Raw genomic sequence first — 16,515 nt, forward strand, 5'->3', positions numbered from 1 at the left:
TCATTTTGATTTTACGACTTGTCCGGACGTAAAAGCGTTTCCACTTTCACTGGAAACGCTCTAACGCAGATTTCCGAGGCGCTTCAGCGCCTCGGAAAAACCCGCCGCCTGCAACTGGAACGACACCGTGCGGCCCTGCAGATCGGGGGCTTCGATCGTTAATGTCTTTCCCGCCTCAAGCGCCGAGACAAGCTCGACAAAGGGCGTGAAGGACACGATGCAGCCGACGGGCAGGCAGGTGCTAACCTGCACTTCCTGCAGCCGCACAGTTCCGGATTTCACCGAAAACAACTTTGTGACGGCAAGGCCGAAAGGCATGACGATGGTGCCGGACAATTTGTCAGGCATTTTCGGATCATCAATCCGGAATTCGACCGAGACGACAAGCTTGCGGGTTTTCTCCTCAAGCTGGACCTGGGCTATGGCGCAGGCCGGCTTTTCCACCGCCACTGAAGCGTTCGGGTCGGCCTCGTCCTTTTTCGCTGGCGCCGCGCAGGCGAGCTGCCAGCTTCCATAAACCTCGTGCATGAGCCCAGCAACCTTCGCTGCCTCCTGCGCAAGCGCACTCGCTGCAACATTGGCGGAAAGGAAGGCAGCGAGGGCTGTCTTCCCAACCAAGTTTTGACAACGCCTCATCAAAAACGGACTCCCAGTTCGGCAGAGGCGGATTGATCCAGCATGCCTGCTCCGAAAACAGCGCCATAACGGAATGTCAAAGTGGCGGCGGGATTGAGGTCGTAGCGCAGTCCCAGATTGATCAACGCCGCATCCTGCGCCATCGCCGCACTTGTAACAGAAAAGCCTTGGCCACCCGTGTAGAACAAGGTGTTCTCAACCGCCGGATCGCCATAGGCATGACGCCAGCCGATATCGAACATCGCCTGCCCAGCCATACCCTCAAATGCGATATCACGGCTGAAACGCGCACCAAGCGTTGAATAAAGCTGGTCATGGCTGGCAGAGCCGGAAGAAACGGCGGCCATGCCGCCCTTCTCGCCGAAGGCATCCGTCTTCGTATTCACATAACTGATATTGGCGTAGGGTTCGAACTGGACGAGATCAAAATCGAAACGCCAGGCTGCCTCGGCAAAGACTTGCGTGGTGGAGGCGTCATAGCCAGCGGCCAGATTTTCCTGCAATGTCGAAAACGACACCGCCCGGCGGGTTTCGACGTCCTGAAATGCGTGAATAGCTCCAAAGCGCAGCGAGGCCGGGCCAATTGCCGCGCCCGCATAGGCAGCCGCATAAAAGCTGTCCACATCTGCTGACGCCAAAAAAGACTTCTGGCTGATGACATCACGGCCATAACCGGCAGCAACACCGGTGCGCCAACCGTCGCCCCAATCACCATCGAGACCAAAAAAGACGCCGCCACCCTTCATACTGACCGACGAGCCGTTGCCATCGCCATCGATATGTCCGCGCGACCCGAAACCATTTGACCAGAAAGTGAGGGAGCCTTCATCGATATTCATCGGATCCGATGCCCCCGCCCTTTCGACAGCAGGCAGGATCGGACGCGCATCAATACCCTTGAACGCGCTGCGCAACCGGTTGAGAATGACATCACGGGTCAACTGACTGCGATTTATCAATGCCATGGCAAGTGAAGGATGCAGTTCACCGGCAAGCTGTGAGAAGGCTGATTGGGTTTCGTCTGACTGGAGAAACACCGCCGTCTGATAAAGCGGTGAGGCATCCCCGCTCGCCTCAACAGCCCTCGCGGCGCTGCGTGCGTTTTCCGTCAAAGTCGCCGCGGCAAGAAGCCCGGGTTCGGGCGATACACGGTTGAAAGAGAGATAGGCTTTGCTGTTATCGGCGCTTTTTGTGACGCCGACGATCAGGTAGGCGAAATTTTCGTCCACGCTGGAAAATGCGCCGCTAATGCCGCCGGTTGCCGTCAGGATCGCATATGGGGTGCCGAGACTATAGGCCGAAGGGCTCGACAGCGGTGTGACGACGAGACTGACATTGTTACCGATGGTAATAGCGCCATTGATATCAAGCCTGTCGGAACTGCCTGATGCGTCGATTTCGACGGCATAGGCCGAACCGCTGGCGAATGTCACATCGCCCGTGGAGGTGAGCGTGCCGATGGAATTGCCAGGCGAAAGCGTGCCGCCGGAAGCAACGGTCAGGCCGCCGATGGTGCCGGAACCGCCAAGCACCGCACCGCTGCCGACGGTCACCATGCTTGCGAGTGAGCCGTTGACGCTTAGCTTGCCCGAGGAAACCTCGGTTACGCCCGAATAGGTGCTGTTTCCGGTCAGGACGAGATTGCCATCTCCCGTTTTTTTAAGGGTGCCGGTGCCGCTGATGCTATTGAATAGCGTGCCCGCGCCATCGATAACGAGCTGCGCATCATTGGCAATGCCGCCGGAGCCGAACTTCCCGCCGTGCCCCTCAGCGTACCACTCGAAATTGTGGTGCCGCCGGAATAGCTGTTATTGCCCGAAAGTGTTGTGACGCCGGCCTCTGCCACCACCCTGCCCGTCCCCGAAATATCGGCGGTTAGAAGATAGCCGGTCTCGGAATGATTAAAGACGATGCTGCCATTGCCGGCGCCAAAGCTTATGGTCCGCGCATCGACAGCACCGGCCGAACGCGCCGTCTGACCCGCCGCCGCCCCGATGTTCAAAACCCCCGTCGAACCCGCCGACATGGCGATGATGATGGTGGGCGTGGCGATGGATGCGCCGCCTGTCACCTCCAGCGCCCCGGTTCCGGAACCGCCGATGACCATACCCCCGGCCACCGTGGCCCGTGATCCGACGCCGGTTACCAGAACAGTGCCGTCCGCTCCGGTTTTACTGGCAACATAAAGGTTATGTGCATCGAGTGACGCGCCATTCGTCACCGTCAGGCTGCCGGAACCGCCAAAGCCGACATAAATCGCGCCGGAACCGGGCGCAGCGGAAGCGGCTGTAACGGTCGAGCCCGCGCCGGTGACGGTCAGCGTGCCGGAGGAGCCGTCGATATTGCCAAGCACGATATTCGCCGCCCGGATACCGCCGCCAGCACTGACCGTGGCGTTTCCGGTTGCTCCTTTGTCATAGCCGACGAAAAACTCTCCGGTCATCGTCCAGCGGGATCCGTCGCCGGCCACGGCGACGGTCGAATTGGAACCATTTCGCTCCCCAACATATCCATCGTCGCTAAACACCGCACCTCCAGCCTCGATCGCCGCCGAGCCGTTGCCCGAATGACCGACGGCTAAATCGCTTTTGCTCCGCAAGATGCTTCCATCACCAGCGATGCGGATTGAGCCGGTCGCGCCGGCATTTTCGCCGAGAACGACATATCCGGCATCGACACGGCCACCGCCGGTGACAACCAGGGAGCCCGCGCCGTTCTCGCCTACCACCATGTCATCCTTCACGGACCACAGGGAACGCTCACCATCGACGACGGCCTCACCGGTTGCCCCGGCAGCGGAAGCGAGACGCGCTCTGGCGCTGTCTACGGAACCGCCCGCCGTAATGTTAAGCGTTCCGTTGCCAATCTCCAGATCGTCGGTCGACCAGCTGGAACTATCCCCGGTCACCGTTGCCGAACTGGCCGATTGGAAGCCGATAACGGCGTCGCCGCTTTTGACCTTTCCGGCGGCCTCAACCAGAAGCGTCCCCGCTCCGCCATCGCCGATCTTCAGCCCCCCATCGCTTTGCAATAACGAACCACGACCGCTGACCTTCACTCCACTTCCGCCCGCCGAATCCAGACTGGCGATGACAGTCGTCCGATTGATAACAGTACCGCCGCCCGAAATCGTCAGAGTGCCGACACCGGCTTCGCCGATCACCATCTCGTCCGATGTCACCCAGCGGCTGTCGGCGCCGGAGACAATAGCGACGCCATGGGAGCCCACATCGTCGCCGATGACGCTGTTCACGCTTTTCAGCGTGCTGCCTGCCAAAACCTTGAGGCTGCCTGTGAGGCCGGTCGCAAGCGAAGTCCCGTTGCCGTAACCGACAATAATAGTATTGGAACTGGAGAGGCTGGATGAATTATCAAGCGTGAGGGAGCCGTTTCCTGTCCCGAATCCGCCTATGTGGATGTCGCCCGACGCCGCCCTTGTACCATTCGACAGAACAAGAGTTCCCGTGCCGTTACCACCGATGGAAAGAAGATTGCTGTTACTCCAGGTCGCGCTGGAAAAAGTTGCCGTACCGGAGACCCCATCCGTTAGACCAAGGTAGAACGATTTCGTATCCAGTGAACCACGGACCACAAGCGTACCGTTGCCACCGGCGCCGAGGCCGACCGACAATCCGCCAATGCTTCCGCTGTTGCCGATCGTTATCGCCGGCCCCAAACTATCGACGATGGCGTCATCGTCCGCATTCGGCACGCGCTGCGTTGGCCCCCAATTCGTGGCGGTGAACCAGTCACCTCCATCAGGCCCCGTCCAGCGCAGCGTTTCCGCCACGGCGACATGTGCCGGGACCATTGAAAGCAACAGGACAAGAAGACCCTTTGCGTCGAGAATGACGACTTTGCGTCGTGGCTCCTGACCTGTCCCCGCTATCGGACGGCTTTCGCCTTCCAGGACATGGCAGAAACAAGCGGACATTCACTCTCCCTTACCCGCACAGACGGCGGCCTTCGATCCGACGAATCACCGTTCGCGCGTAAAGGTAAACTAGGCCGGTTTGGAAGATATTTTCCAGTATGAAGAGCGTAAAATGTCGTTTTTACTGACTGAATAAATATAAACGGAGCGCGATGGCGCGCTCCGTGAAATATTTCAGAAGGCGGCTGGAGTAACATTGTCTCGCCGGAAGCCGGAAGGCAAACCGGCAGCGTCTGTTACTGCCGCGAAAACCTTCCAAAGGCTCCGCCCGAAAAGCACAGCGGGTCCCCGTCGCGATGGGCGGCGCGCAGCACCTCGCCGACGATGATGGTGTGGTCGCCCGCATCGTGGGACGCTGCCTGACGGCATTCGAACCGGGCAAGCGTGCCGGGAATGACGGGAACGCCCTCGTCATTCATTTCCCAGTCGAGATCGTCGAAAGCGCGGCCATTGCGGGTGAAGCGGGCGCTTAGCACATCCTGATCGGCGCTCAGCACGTGGATGGCGAAATGGGTTGCACCGCTGAAGGCCTGATAACGCGACGAGCTTTTGGCCGGCGACCACAGCACCAGCGGCGGATCGAGCGACACAGACGCAAAGCTGTTGACCGTCATGCCGATCGGCCCTTCCGGCGTCGTGGCGGTCACCACCGTCACACCTGTCGTGAAAGCGCCGAGCGCATTGCGGAAGCTGCGGCTGTTTTCGCCGCCGGGAACGAATACATGCTCATTGGGCATTTTGATCGCCTCTGCCACTGTCATCACGGCACCTCTTTTCCAATCGCAAGGGTGTAGAGTTCGAACCAGGTCTGGCGGTCCATCGTCACGTTGAGCGCATCGGCCGCCGTTCTGATACGCTCGATATTGTTGGTGCCGAGCACAGGCACGATTTTGGCCGGATGCCGCAGAAGCCAGGCGATCGCCACTGCCGTGGCATCCACGCCCTGTTCCTTGCCGATGCGCTGCAAGGCGGCCATGGTGCCGCCATGAGCACCGGAGAACAACGAGCCGCCGCCAAGCGGCGACCATGCCATCGGAGAAACGCGCTTTTCCTGCAGGAAGGCCAGATCGCCATTGGTGAAGCAATCCGTGGCAAGAAGGCTCATTTCGATCTGGTTGGTCACGAGCCGGTTGCTCATCGCCGATTGCAGCAGGGAGAAATCCCACGGACGGAAGTTGGAGACGCCGACGGCCTTGACCTTGCCGGATGCCACCAGCGCATCGAGCGCCTTGCCGGTTTCTTCCGCATCGATCAAAGGATCGGGACGGTGAATGAGCAGCAGATCAACGTGATCCGTCCCCATGTCGCGAAGCGACGCCTCGACCGAGGCGTTGATGTGGCGGGCCGTTGTATCGTAGTGCTTGACGCGGGCGGCGGCGTGACGTCCGGCGGGTGCAACAATGCCGCATTTGGTGACGATTTCTATTCTGTCACGCAGCCCCGGAGCGGCTTTCAGGCCGGCACCCAGAATGGCTTCCGCCGTGTATCCGCCGTAAATATCGGCCTGATCCATGGTGGTGATGCCCTGCGCGAGGCAAGCCTCGATCTTGGCCTGCACGTGGGCGGGTGAGGTATCGGCATCGTCACCGATGCGCCACATGCCGTAGACGATGCGGCTGAGTTCGAGTTTGTCGGAAAGAGCGATGCGTTCCATCAGTGGCGTTCCCCGTTGCCGAGCGGCGTGGCCGGCGTTTCAGAAGGCACCCGGCCATAGGCATGCGGCAGGGAGCAGGTTTTCATCTGCGGCAGAACCTTGGTGCCGAAGTGCTCCGCCTCATCGAGATGCGGATAACCGGAAAGGATGAAGGCGCGAATGCCCATCTTCTGGTATTCTTCCAGCGCCGAAAGCACCTTGTCGGTGGAACCGACCAGCGCCGCACCGCAGCCCGAACGCGCCCGGCCGATGCCGGTCCACAGATTGGGTTCGACATAACCGAACTTGTCGGCGAGTTCGCGGGCACGCGCCTGATGCGATACGCCGAGCGAGCCGCTGTCATGCGCGCGGTTGCGGATCAGTTGCCCATATTCGTCATCGAGCTTCGAGACAAGATGCTCGGCATATTCGCGGGCTTCCTGTTCGGTATCGCGCACCACCATATGGACACGCAGGCCGTAATCCAGCGTGCGGCCATGGGCGGCGGCGCGCTCATTTGCGGCACGCATGCGGTCTGCAAGCTGGTCCTTCGTTTCCGGCCACATCAGATAGACGTCGCATTGCGCGCCGCAGAGTTCGAGCGCATCCGGCGAATAGCCACCGAAATAAAGGAGCGGTCCGCCATTCTGCTGGTAGGGTCTTGCCGGCTCGGTGGAGACGCCGTTGAACTGGTAGATTTCCCCGTCATGGTCGATGGTGTCGCGCGTCCAGGCCTGGCGCAGAATCTCAACGACCTCATGGCTGCGCTTGTAGCGAAACGCGCTATCGGCCACTTCGCCAGGGAAATCCGAGCTGATGACGTTGAGCGTCAGGCGGCCCTTCAGCATGTGGTCGAGCGTCGCCACCGTGCGCGCCAGCATGATCGGCTGCATCTCGCCGCAGCGGATAGCAGCAAGAAAATTGATGCGGTCGCTGATCGGCGCACAGCCGGCGACGAAGCTCAGCGTATCCTGCCCGACCTGATAGGATGAAGGGCAGAGAATGTTGCGAAAACCGAGTTCTTCGGCCTTTTTGACGATATCGGAACAATGCTCAAAACTGGAGCGCAGGCTGCCATCCGGCACGCCAAGATAGGCGTAGTCATCGGAACACAAAGCGGAAAACCAGGAGACCTCGGCAGCATCGAGATCAGCGGATGTAACGGGTACGACGGTCATGCAATTCCTCCTCAGGGCCGCTCTCGTTTTTCTTGCATAACATCAAGAAATATGTAAATCAATGATGTATCAATTTTTGTTTCGGGGGAGGAAACGGCATATGAAACACACTGGCGGCAGCCTGCCAATGTATATGCAGATCGCGGAAATGCTGGTGCGCGAAGTGGCGGCGGGCCGGTTAATCGATGGCGAGAAGCTCGCGCCGGAGCGCGATATGGCGGCGGGCCTCGGCATCGCCGTTGGCACGCTTCGCAAGTCGCTCGCCGAATTGCAGGAGCGCGGCCTGCTGGAGCGCGTGCAGGGCTCAGGCAATTACATTCGCGCCGTCAGCGATCCGCAAAGCGTCTACGCCTTCTTCCGGCTTGAACTGATCGAGGGCGGCGGCCTGCCGACGGCGGAGGTTCTGGATGTGGCCCGCCTTGCCAAGCCCGCCGACCTGCCCGCCTTCGGCACATCGACCGAAGGACACAGGATTCGCCGCCTGCGGCGCATTGCCGGCAAACCGGCGGCCATCGAAGAAATCTGGCTGGACGGTTCTTACGTCGACACCATCGCCATCGAGAACATGTCCGAATCCCTCTATCTCTATTACCGCACCCGCCTCAACCTCTGGATATCGAAGGCGGAAGATCGCATCGATCTCGGCGAAGTACCCGAATGGACACCCGAGGTCTTCGGTCAGAAATCAGGCGCGCTGGTGCCGCGGGTGTTGCGTCTGAGCCAAGCGCAGGACGGGGCGGTGGCCGAAGTTTCATGGACCTGGTTCGATCATACCGTTGCCCGATACGTTTCTCGCATACGTTGAGACTGCACAAAATTCGCGTGATCCAGGTGAATGGAGAAATTTGACGGGAGGCAAGCAAGCAGCGGCCTGTCCTGCGGGCAGTTTTGCGACTATATTTCTTTAAATCAATGACTTAATAGTTTTTGATTTCTGTCAGAAATAAAATTGATACACTATTGATTTCCTTTTTTTGAAAGGTAATATCACGTCCTTAGGGAGACAGGCGTTTCGCCATCCCACGATATCGCCAGACAATCGGGATCGATTTTCGACGATGCGATGCGTGGAACTTGAAGGTTGATACCGGCAATGGCGTCCATCCGAATTCTGGACGCGCCGGTCGTGAGGAGGAAAATATGGCTTCGGTCAGCCTGCGCAAGCTGGACAAAAGTTACGGTGCGCTTCGCATCGTCAAGGGCATAGACCTTGAAATCAACGATGGCGAATTCGTCGTGTTCGTCGGCCCTTCCGGCTGCGGCAAATCGACGACGCTGCGCATGGTCGCCGGGCTTGAAAGCATTACCGGCGGCGAAGTGAAGATCGGCGACCGTGTCGTCAACCGGCTGCCGCCGCGCGAGCGTGACATCGCCATGGTCTTTCAGGACTATGCGCTTTATCCGCACAAGACGGTGCGCGAAAACATGGGTTTCAGCCTGAAGGTGCGTGGTGTCAGCGCCTCCCAGGCCAATGCCAGCATCGATGAAGCGGCGAAGATGCTCGGCATCGAGCACCTCCTCGACCGTCGGCCCGGCCAGCTTTCCGGCGGCCAGCGCCAGCGCGTGGCCATGGGCCGCGCCATCGTGCGCCGCCCGCAGGTGTTTCTGTTCGACGAGCCGCTTTCCAACCTCGACGCCAAGCTGCGCGGACAGGTGCGCACGGAAATCAAACGGCTGCACCAGCAGCTCGGCACAACGATCATCTACGTTACCCATGACCAGGTGGAGGCCATGACGCTGGCCGACCGTATCGTCATCCTGCGCGGCGGCGATATCGAGCAGGTCGGCACGCCGGACGAGGTCTATAACCGTCCGGAAAGCGTCTTCGTCGGCGGCTTCGTCGGCGCGCCGGCGATGAACTTCGCCCGCGCAAAGGTGAGCGGCGACCGGCTGGCATTTTCCGACGGCAATTCCCTGCCGATGGCAGCCATCCGGCCATCCCGCGAAACGGGTCTCGAAGGGCGCGAAGTCATCGTCGGCATTCGCCCGGAACATTTCGGCCCCGTCGAGGGCTTCGACACGCAGCTTGCGGTCAAGGTGCAGGTAGTAGAACCGCTGGGCTCGGACACGCTCGTCCATTTCAGCCTTGGCGATGCGGCGCTGACCGCACGCATGCCGCCGCATCTGCGGCCTGCGCCGAATGAGGAACTGAAGATCGGCGTCGATCCGTCCAAGGTCCATCTTTTCGACGCCGCGACGGAACGCTCGATTCACTGATCGCCGGGCGAGGAAACGCTGCGGCCAACAGGTTTAATAACGGGAGGAACACATGACATTTAAAACCATCAAGGGCAAAGCCCTCATGGGTGCCGCGCTCTGCGCAACCATGCTCGCCTTTTCGGGACAGGCCTTTGCCGATGCCGAACTGAAGATCTTCGTTTCCAGCCAGCATCAGCCCGATGTGTGGCGGAAGGCGCTCGATCAATATGAGGCCAAGACGCCCGGCGTGAAGGTGGTCATCGAGACCGGCGGCAACACCTCGGAAATGCAGGCGCAATATCTCAACACCGTGATGTCGGCCAAGGATTCGAGCCTTGACGTGCTGATGCTCGACGTCATCCGCCCCGCACAATTCGCCACGGCTGGCTGGACAAGCGATTTCTCCGGCAAGGACATGTCGGCCTATCTGCCGACCTATGCCGAAGCCAACACGGTGGACGGCAAGATCGTGGCGCTGCCCGCCTTTGCCGATTCCATGTTCCTTTATTACCGCAAGGACCTGCTCGACAAATACGGCATCAAGCCGCCAACCACCTGGGACGAGCTGAAGGAAGCCTCCAAGAAGGTGATGGAAGGCGAGAAGAACCCCGAACTTCAGGGCCTGTCCTTCCAGGGCAAGGCGATCGAAGGCGCTGTCTGCACCTTCCTCCTGCCCTATTGGAGCGAGGGCAAGTCGCTGGTTGAAAACGGCAAACTGAATTTCGACAACAAGGCGGCAGTGGATTCGCTGAAGCTGTGGAAGAGCTTCGTGGACGAAGGCATTTCCAAAAAGAACATTTCGGAAGTGGCGACCGACGACACCCGCAAGGAATTCCAGGCAGGTAAAGTGCTCTTCGCGGTCAACTGGTCCTATGCCTGGACCCATTTCCAGGGCAAGGAATCGCAGGTGAACGACAAGGTTGGCGTCGCCCGCCTGCCGGCCGTCAAGGGCGGCGAGCAGACGACCTGCCTCGGCGGCTGGGAATTCGGCGTTTCCGCCTATTCCAAGCAGCAGGAGGAAGCCAAGAAGCTGGTGGAATATCTCTCCGGTCAGGATGTGTCGAAGTTCATGGCCATCAACGCCGCGCTTCTGCCCACCTATGCCGCACTATACAAGGATGCTGAGGTAACCAAGACGATCCCGTGGTTCGCGGATGCCCTGCCCGTCGTCGAGACTGCCAAGGCCCGCCCCGTGACGCCGCGTTACAACGAGGTCAGCGAAACCATCCGCACCACCGTCAACGGCGTGCTTGCCGGCGTCATGACGCCGGAGGATGGCGCAAAGCAGATGGAAAGCCGTCTGCGGCGCGTTCTGCGCTAAGCTATGGGCCGGAAAGCGGCATGCCTGCCATGCCCTTTCCGGCCGCTTCGACTGACAGGAATAAAGCCGCCTGAAGGGCGCGATAAACGGGCCGGATAGAACCGGTCCGCTCGGGAGACGACGACGTGAATCCAGTTGCGGGAGTGGCAGACGTGACAATGCCGGAAAGAACCATGGTTCGGGTGGACGAGAAACCGCAGCCGCGCTGGACGCGGTGGCTCGATCTCGGCGACCGGCCGCTGGCCGTGCTTCTCTTGGCGCCGGCGGCGATCCTGCTGTCGCTCATCATCGTCTATCCGGTGGCACGGCTTGTCTACACCTCGTTTTTCAGCCTTTCGCTGACGTCGGGCCTGCCGGCGGAATTCATCGGCTTTGAAAACTATACGGCGATGTTCGACGACCCGATCTTCTGGGAAACGACCTGGAACACAGTGCTGATCACGCTGATCACCGTTCCCGGCGCGCTCATCATGGGCCTTGGCCTCGCACTGCTCGCCAACCTGCCTTTTTCCATGCAATGGCCGATGCGGCTTTCGCTGCTGATCCCGTGGGCGCTGCCGCTGTCCTTTGCCGGCCTCATCTTCGCATGGTTTTTCCATTACGAATATGGCGTGGTCAATGATGTTCTCAACCGTTTCGGCTTCGAAGGGATCATCTGGTTCAATTCGCCGAAGTGGGCCTTTGCGGCGATCTGCCTGACGATCATCTGGAAGACATCCTCCTTCATGGCGCTGATGATCCTTGCCGGCCTGCAGACCATTCCGCGTTCGCTCTACGAGGCGGCGGATGTGGATGGCGCCGGCAAAATCCGGCAATTCTTCGAAATCACCCTGCCGCTTCTAAAGCCCTCGATTGTCGTCGCGCTCATCTTCCGCACCATCACAGCGCTGCAGACCTTTGATATTCCTTACATGATGACCGGCGGCGGCCCCGGCACATCCACCACAACGCTTGCCATGTATATCCACCAGAACACCGTCTCCTTCCTCGATCTCGGTTACGGTTCAGCGCTGGCGGTCATGATGTTTGCGCTTTCCATGTGCGTCACCGCCGTTTATCTCCGCATTATCAGGACGAAGGACTGATCCCATGAGCATCGTTGCGAATTCCGGTCTGTCCTCCTTCTTTTCCGGCAAGCCGCTGCGCTTCATCGCGGCCTCCATTCTTCTGGTCAACGGCCTGTTTCCGGCGATCTGGATCCTCTTCACCTCGCTGAAGACCGAAGCAGAACTGACGGTCAAGCCGATCACCTGGTTTCCGCACGCGCCGACCCTGGCCAATTACATGCAGGCCTTTTCCGACCAGCCGCTGCATCTCTTCCTGTTCAACAGCTTCATGGTGGCGCTGCTTTCCACCGCCCTCACAATCCTGATATCGGTGCTGGCCGCTTACGCGCTGGCGCGGCTGAACCTCAAATATCGCGCGCTGATCCTCTCGCTCATCATCGCCGTCTCCACCTTCCCGCTGGTGACGCTGCTGGTGCCGCTGTTCGAAATCATGCGCGCCTTGAACCTGCTCAACAGTTGGACGGCGCTGATCCTGCCCTACACGGTGCTGTCGCTGCCGGTCTGCACGCTGATGCTGGTCTCCTTCTTCGAAAGCATCCCGCGCGATCTCGAAAACGCCGCCATGATCGATGGTTGCACCCGCATCGGCGCGCTGTTCAAGGTCGTCGTGCCGCTCTGCGCGCCGGGCGTTTTCACCGCCGGCATCCTTGCCTTCGTGAATGCCTGGGATGAGTTCCTGCTGGCGCTTTCCTTCAATTCCAATCCGGCGCTCCGCACGCTTCCCGTTGGCATCCAGCTTTATCAGGGTGAATTCGCATTCCCCTGGCCGGTCATCTCGGCGGCGCTGGTGGTAGGTATTGTGCCGGTCGCCATCCTGATCGTCATCTTTCAGGAACGGGTTGTCTCCGGCCTCACCGCCGGCGGTCTCAAGGGCTAAACAGGTACAGTCATGCATTTCGAAAAGACCAAAGACGGCTTTGCGCTCACCATCGGCAACCGCACCATACTTTCCCATTCATCCGAAAACCCGGCCTTCTTCGCCGGTTTCGGCAAGGAGAGGATGGATATGTATCGCGGCAATTTCGATATCGAGGACTACCTGATCGAACGAACCGCACTGCGCCATGCCGAGGTCAGCGGCGACAGCATCACGCTCTCATCCGCGCCGGGACAGGCACCGCGCCTTCGCCTGACGCTCGATTGCAGCGCGATGCGGCTAACGGCGCTGGATGACACCGTCAACCGCCTATGGCTGCGCGTCGTTGCGGAAACGGATGAGCACGTCTGGGGCGGCGGCGAGCAGATGTCCTATTTCGACATGCGCGGTCGCCGCTTTCCGCTGTGGACCTCCGAGCCGGGGGTCGGCCGCGACAAGACCACCGAGATCACCTTCAAGTCCGATGTCAGCGGCAAGGCGGGCGGTGATTATTACAATACCAACTACCCGCAGCCGACTTACCTGTCGTCGCGCAGATACGCCCTCCATGTGGAAACAAGCGCCTATTCGGTGTTCGATTTCCGCAACGGCGATTTCCACGAGATCGAAATCTGGGCCATCCCCGAAAAGATCGAATTCGTCGCCGGCGATCATTTCACCGATATCGTTTCCGCCCTGTCGCTGCGGTTCGGACGCCAGCCGGAACTGCCGGAGTGGGTCTATAACGGTGCGATCATCGGGTTAAAGGATGGCGTCAACTCCTTTGCGCGACTGGAGAAAATCCGCGCTGCCGGAACGAAGGTGTCCGGCCTCTGGTGCGAAGACTGGGTGGGTCTTCGCCAGACATCCTTCGGCGCGCGCCTCTTCTGGGACTGGCAGGCGAATGACACGCGTTATCCGCATCTGCGCCAGAATATCGCCGAGCTTGCCGATCAGGGCATCCGCTTTCTGGGTTATGTGAACCCCTATCTCTGCGTCGACGGCCCGCTGTTCCCGGTGGCTGAAAAAGCCGGCTATTTCGCCACCGACGCCGAGGGCAAGACGGCGCTGGTGGATTTCGGCGAGTTCGATTGCGGCGTGGTCGATTTCACCAATCCGGCCGCCGCCGACTGGTTCGCCGAGGAAATCATCGGCAAGAACATGCTCGATTTCGGCCTCTCCGGCTGGATGGCCGATTTCGGCGAATATCTGCCGATCGACATTACCCTTTCCAACGGCGTCGACGCCAAGCTGATGCACAATGCCTGGCCAACGCTCTGGGCCGAGGTCAACGCCAAGGCCGTCGAAAGTCGCGGCAAGACCGGGGAAGCGCTGTTCTTCATGCGCGCCGGCTTCACCGGTGTGCAGGCCCATTGCCCGCTGATCTGGGGCGGCGACCAGTCTGTCGACTTCTCCCGTCACGACGGTCTGGTCACCGTCATCTGCGGGGCGCTCTCCTCCGGCCTCATGGGCAATGCCTATCACCATTCCGATATTGGCGGTTACACCAGCCTGTTCGGCAATGTCAGAACGGCAGAACTCATCATGCGCTGGACGGAAATGGCCGCCTTCACGCCGGTCATGCGTACCCATGAGGGCAACCGGCCGCGCGACAATCTCCAGATCGATCAGGATGAGGTGGTTCTTGCCCATTTCGCCCGCATGACATCCATCTATGTCGCGCTGGCCCCCTATCTGAAATCGCTCTCGGCGGAAGCGGCCAGGACGGGACTGCCGGTGCAGCGTCCGCTCTTTCTTCACTACGAGAATGACCGGCGGACCTATACCATTCAGGACTGCTATCTCTACGGGGCGGACATGCTCGTCGCACCGGTCTGGAAAGCGGGCGAAACGCAACGCTCGCTCTATCTTCCGGGCGACGGTGAATGGGTGCACCTGTGGAGCGGCGCGCAGTATCCCGGCGGACAGGACGTCACCGTCGAAGCGCCGCTGGGCGAGCCGGCGGTGTTTTATCGTGCAGATAGCAGCCATCGGCCGCTGTTTGAACAGCTTCGCACCATCAACTGAACGATAGCCGAGTTCGCCCCTGCCATCACCCCGTCAGGCGGGGTGATGTGATGGCCTTTTTGAAAAGGGCGGTCATCGCCTCGCTTATGCCCTGTGACGGGCTGACCTCGAAGAACAGGCCCGGCGAAGCGCATTGCTGCATGCGTGCACCGATTTCCGGCTGAAATGGCGCGATCCAGCTATTGTACCAGCCATTGGTCGGCAGCGGCAGATAGGTGGTATAAAGCACGGCGATGCGGAAGCCTTTTTCCTTCAGCTTCGTGCAATATTTGATATCGATCGGCTCCTGACAGCGGCCGCTGGTCGTTTTTTTGGTACAGGAGGATGGCTTGTAGCTGTCGCCGACGCCGTCTGACACGAAGAAGACGATCTTTTCCGGGCTCGCCGAACTCGCACCGGTGCCCGAAGAGCCGATCCTGTCTCCAATCTGGGTCAGTGCCCGGTCAAAATCGGTCTGCTGGTCGTTGTTGAAACCCTGCTTGGGGATCGACATCAGGTCGACTTCCGCGGCTTTCTTCTTCGCGGTCGCCAGATCAGATGTCAACGACACGACTTCGAGCAGCTTCGTATCTTCCGCTTTCTCTCCGAAGGAGTAAACCGCCATACGATATTGATTGCTGCTTTTGCGCATGGACTTCGCCGTATCCATCAGGCTTGCCGTGGCCTGCGCCACCACATTGATGCGCGTTGTGACCCCGAGGCTTTTGGCTTTGTAGTAATAGCTGTTCTTATCCACCACCCCGTCTTTCACGATGTGACAGGCGAAAGCACATTTGTCGCTCGTATTCGCAACCATCTTAGCAACGTCGGTTGGCGTCGCGCCAACCCCCATCGAGGGGGTGTTATCCAGAAGGACATAGAAGTCGCTGAATGTTTCCGTCTCGTATTTGGCCGTCGCCTTGCCCGAAATGGTGATGAGATCCTCTCCGAGTATCCGTGAAAGCGTGGTGCCGACGGATGCCTTGAAGCTGACCGAGGATTCGATGGCGTTACCGTGTTTGATCACCGACACATCAAGAGACAGGAGTTTATAATCGGGATTGGCCCGCTCATTGCTTTCAAAGAATGCGGAGGCTTCGCTGCTGCCAAGCGAAATGACACCGTCGCCCGACATTTCCTTTGCCTTCTGAACGCTCGCCGACGTATCGGCAACCACAGCAAGCGCCGCGGCATCCGCCGCCATCTGCAGGTCCGATTTGACGGCCATGCCATGCGTCACATCGAGTGCCACGCCGGCCGCCCCAATCAGCGGCACCATCAACAGGGCGCTGAGAATGCCGAAATTTCCCGATTTATCCTGCCAGATGTTCTTCAAATTCGCCCCCGGAACTTTTCCCCGGAGCGAAAATTAGCCGAACAATATTGAAAGGCAGTTTCAAGAGATAACTAATTTTCGATAAATCTAATTTCCTTAATAACTAATACGCCAATGGGAGATGCGCACCAGCGCAGGCCCGTTCAGGCATTCACGATCACGCCTGACGACGGATCGCCGGCGGGACGTTGACATTTATGAAACTTGACCTAAAAAACAAACTCTTCCGAGGGGAGCACCGAACGGTGCTGAGATGGCGATGAGCCGGACCCTTGAACCTGATCCGGGTCATGCCGGCGTAGGAACGGAACTGCCGCGCCAGGAGGCGCTGCCCTTTCTCTTCTCCGC

Annotated in this window: 13 protein-coding genes and 1 riboswitch; of the genes, 6 read left to right on the plus strand and 7 right to left on the minus strand. The window is 59.5% G+C overall.

What is annotated here, in order from left to right:
• Positions 1-60 precede the first annotated feature (60 nt).
• The 6 genes from AGR7B_RS15605 to AGR7B_RS15625 all read right to left on the minus strand — a co-directional run bounded on the left by AGR7B_RS15605 (position 61) and on the right by AGR7B_RS15625 (position 7,381).
• Positions 61-636: an invasion associated locus B family protein gene (locus AGR7B_RS15605; RefSeq protein ID WP_078052567.1), complete on the minus strand. Its 576-nt coding sequence runs from the start codon at positions 634-636 to the stop codon at positions 61-63.
• A complete protein-coding gene (locus AGR7B_RS26190; RefSeq protein ID WP_245317719.1) occupies positions 636-2,192 on the minus strand; it encodes an autotransporter family protein in 1,557 nt (518 codons plus the stop codon). The genes AGR7B_RS15605 and AGR7B_RS26190 overlap by 1 nt, the downstream gene beginning before the upstream one ends.
• 74 nt (positions 2,193-2,266) lie before the next feature.
• A complete protein-coding gene (locus AGR7B_RS26195; protein WP_245317720.1) occupies positions 2,267-4,570 on the minus strand; it encodes an autotransporter-associated beta strand repeat-containing protein in 2,304 nt (767 codons plus the stop codon).
• A gap of 236 nt (positions 4,571-4,806) precedes the next feature.
• The gene (gene smoA / locus AGR7B_RS15615) at positions 4,807-5,331 is read right to left on the minus strand and encodes an NADH-dependent FMN reductase SmoA (protein ID WP_003519878.1); all 525 of its coding nucleotides are present in this window, start codon (positions 5,329-5,331) and stop codon (positions 4,807-4,809) included.
• Positions 5,331-6,224, minus strand: a complete 894-nt coding sequence (locus AGR7B_RS15620; RefSeq protein WP_080857256.1) for an aldo/keto reductase — start codon at positions 6,222-6,224, stop codon at positions 5,331-5,333. The genes smoA and AGR7B_RS15620 overlap by 1 nt, the downstream gene beginning before the upstream one ends.
• A complete protein-coding gene (locus AGR7B_RS15625; RefSeq protein WP_080857257.1) occupies positions 6,224-7,381 on the minus strand; it encodes an LLM class flavin-dependent oxidoreductase in 1,158 nt (385 codons plus the stop codon). The genes AGR7B_RS15620 and AGR7B_RS15625 overlap by 1 nt, the downstream gene beginning before the upstream one ends.
• Before the next feature lie 100 nt (positions 7,382-7,481).
• Between AGR7B_RS15625 and AGR7B_RS15630 the strand changes: the two genes are divergently transcribed.
• The 6 genes from AGR7B_RS15630 to AGR7B_RS15655 all read left to right on the plus strand — a co-directional run bounded on the left by AGR7B_RS15630 (position 7,482) and on the right by AGR7B_RS15655 (position 14,852).
• On the plus strand, positions 7,482-8,186 hold the full coding sequence (locus tag AGR7B_RS15630) for a GntR family transcriptional regulator (RefSeq protein ID WP_080857258.1): 705 nt from the start codon (positions 7,482-7,484) through the stop codon (positions 8,184-8,186).
• Between the two features lie 335 nt (positions 8,187-8,521).
• Positions 8,522-9,598: an ABC transporter ATP-binding protein gene (locus AGR7B_RS15635; RefSeq protein ID WP_080857259.1), complete on the plus strand. Its 1,077-nt coding sequence runs from the start codon at positions 8,522-8,524 to the stop codon at positions 9,596-9,598.
• A 52-nt stretch (positions 9,599-9,650) separates the two neighbouring features.
• Positions 9,651-10,901, plus strand: coding sequence for an ABC transporter substrate-binding protein (locus AGR7B_RS15640; protein WP_078052562.1), 1,251 nt, complete (start codon positions 9,651-9,653; stop codon positions 10,899-10,901).
• Between the two features lie 173 nt (positions 10,902-11,074).
• Positions 11,075-11,986, plus strand: a complete 912-nt coding sequence (locus AGR7B_RS15645) for a carbohydrate ABC transporter permease (RefSeq protein WP_065655618.1) — start codon at positions 11,075-11,077, stop codon at positions 11,984-11,986.
• Between the two features lie 4 nt (positions 11,987-11,990).
• On the plus strand, positions 11,991-12,845 hold the full coding sequence (locus AGR7B_RS15650; protein ID WP_065655617.1) for a carbohydrate ABC transporter permease: 855 nt from the start codon (positions 11,991-11,993) through the stop codon (positions 12,843-12,845).
• Positions 12,846-12,857: 12 nt separating this feature from the next.
• Positions 12,858-14,852, plus strand: coding sequence for an alpha-glucosidase (locus AGR7B_RS15655; protein WP_080857261.1), 1,995 nt, complete (start codon positions 12,858-12,860; stop codon positions 14,850-14,852).
• A gap of 25 nt (positions 14,853-14,877) precedes the next feature.
• Here the strand turns inward: AGR7B_RS15655 and AGR7B_RS15660 are convergent, their stop codons facing one another.
• A complete protein-coding gene (locus tag AGR7B_RS15660; protein ID WP_080857262.1) occupies positions 14,878-16,167 on the minus strand; it encodes a pilus assembly protein TadG-related protein in 1,290 nt (429 codons plus the stop codon).
• A gap of 219 nt (positions 16,168-16,386) precedes the next feature.
• Positions 16,387-16,489: riboswitch (TPP riboswitch) on the plus strand.
• Positions 16,490-16,515: the final 26 nt, after the last annotated feature.

Source organism: Agrobacterium deltaense RV3, from assembly GCF_900013505.1.
Lineage (GTDB): Bacteria > Pseudomonadota > Alphaproteobacteria > Rhizobiales > Rhizobiaceae > Agrobacterium > Agrobacterium leguminum.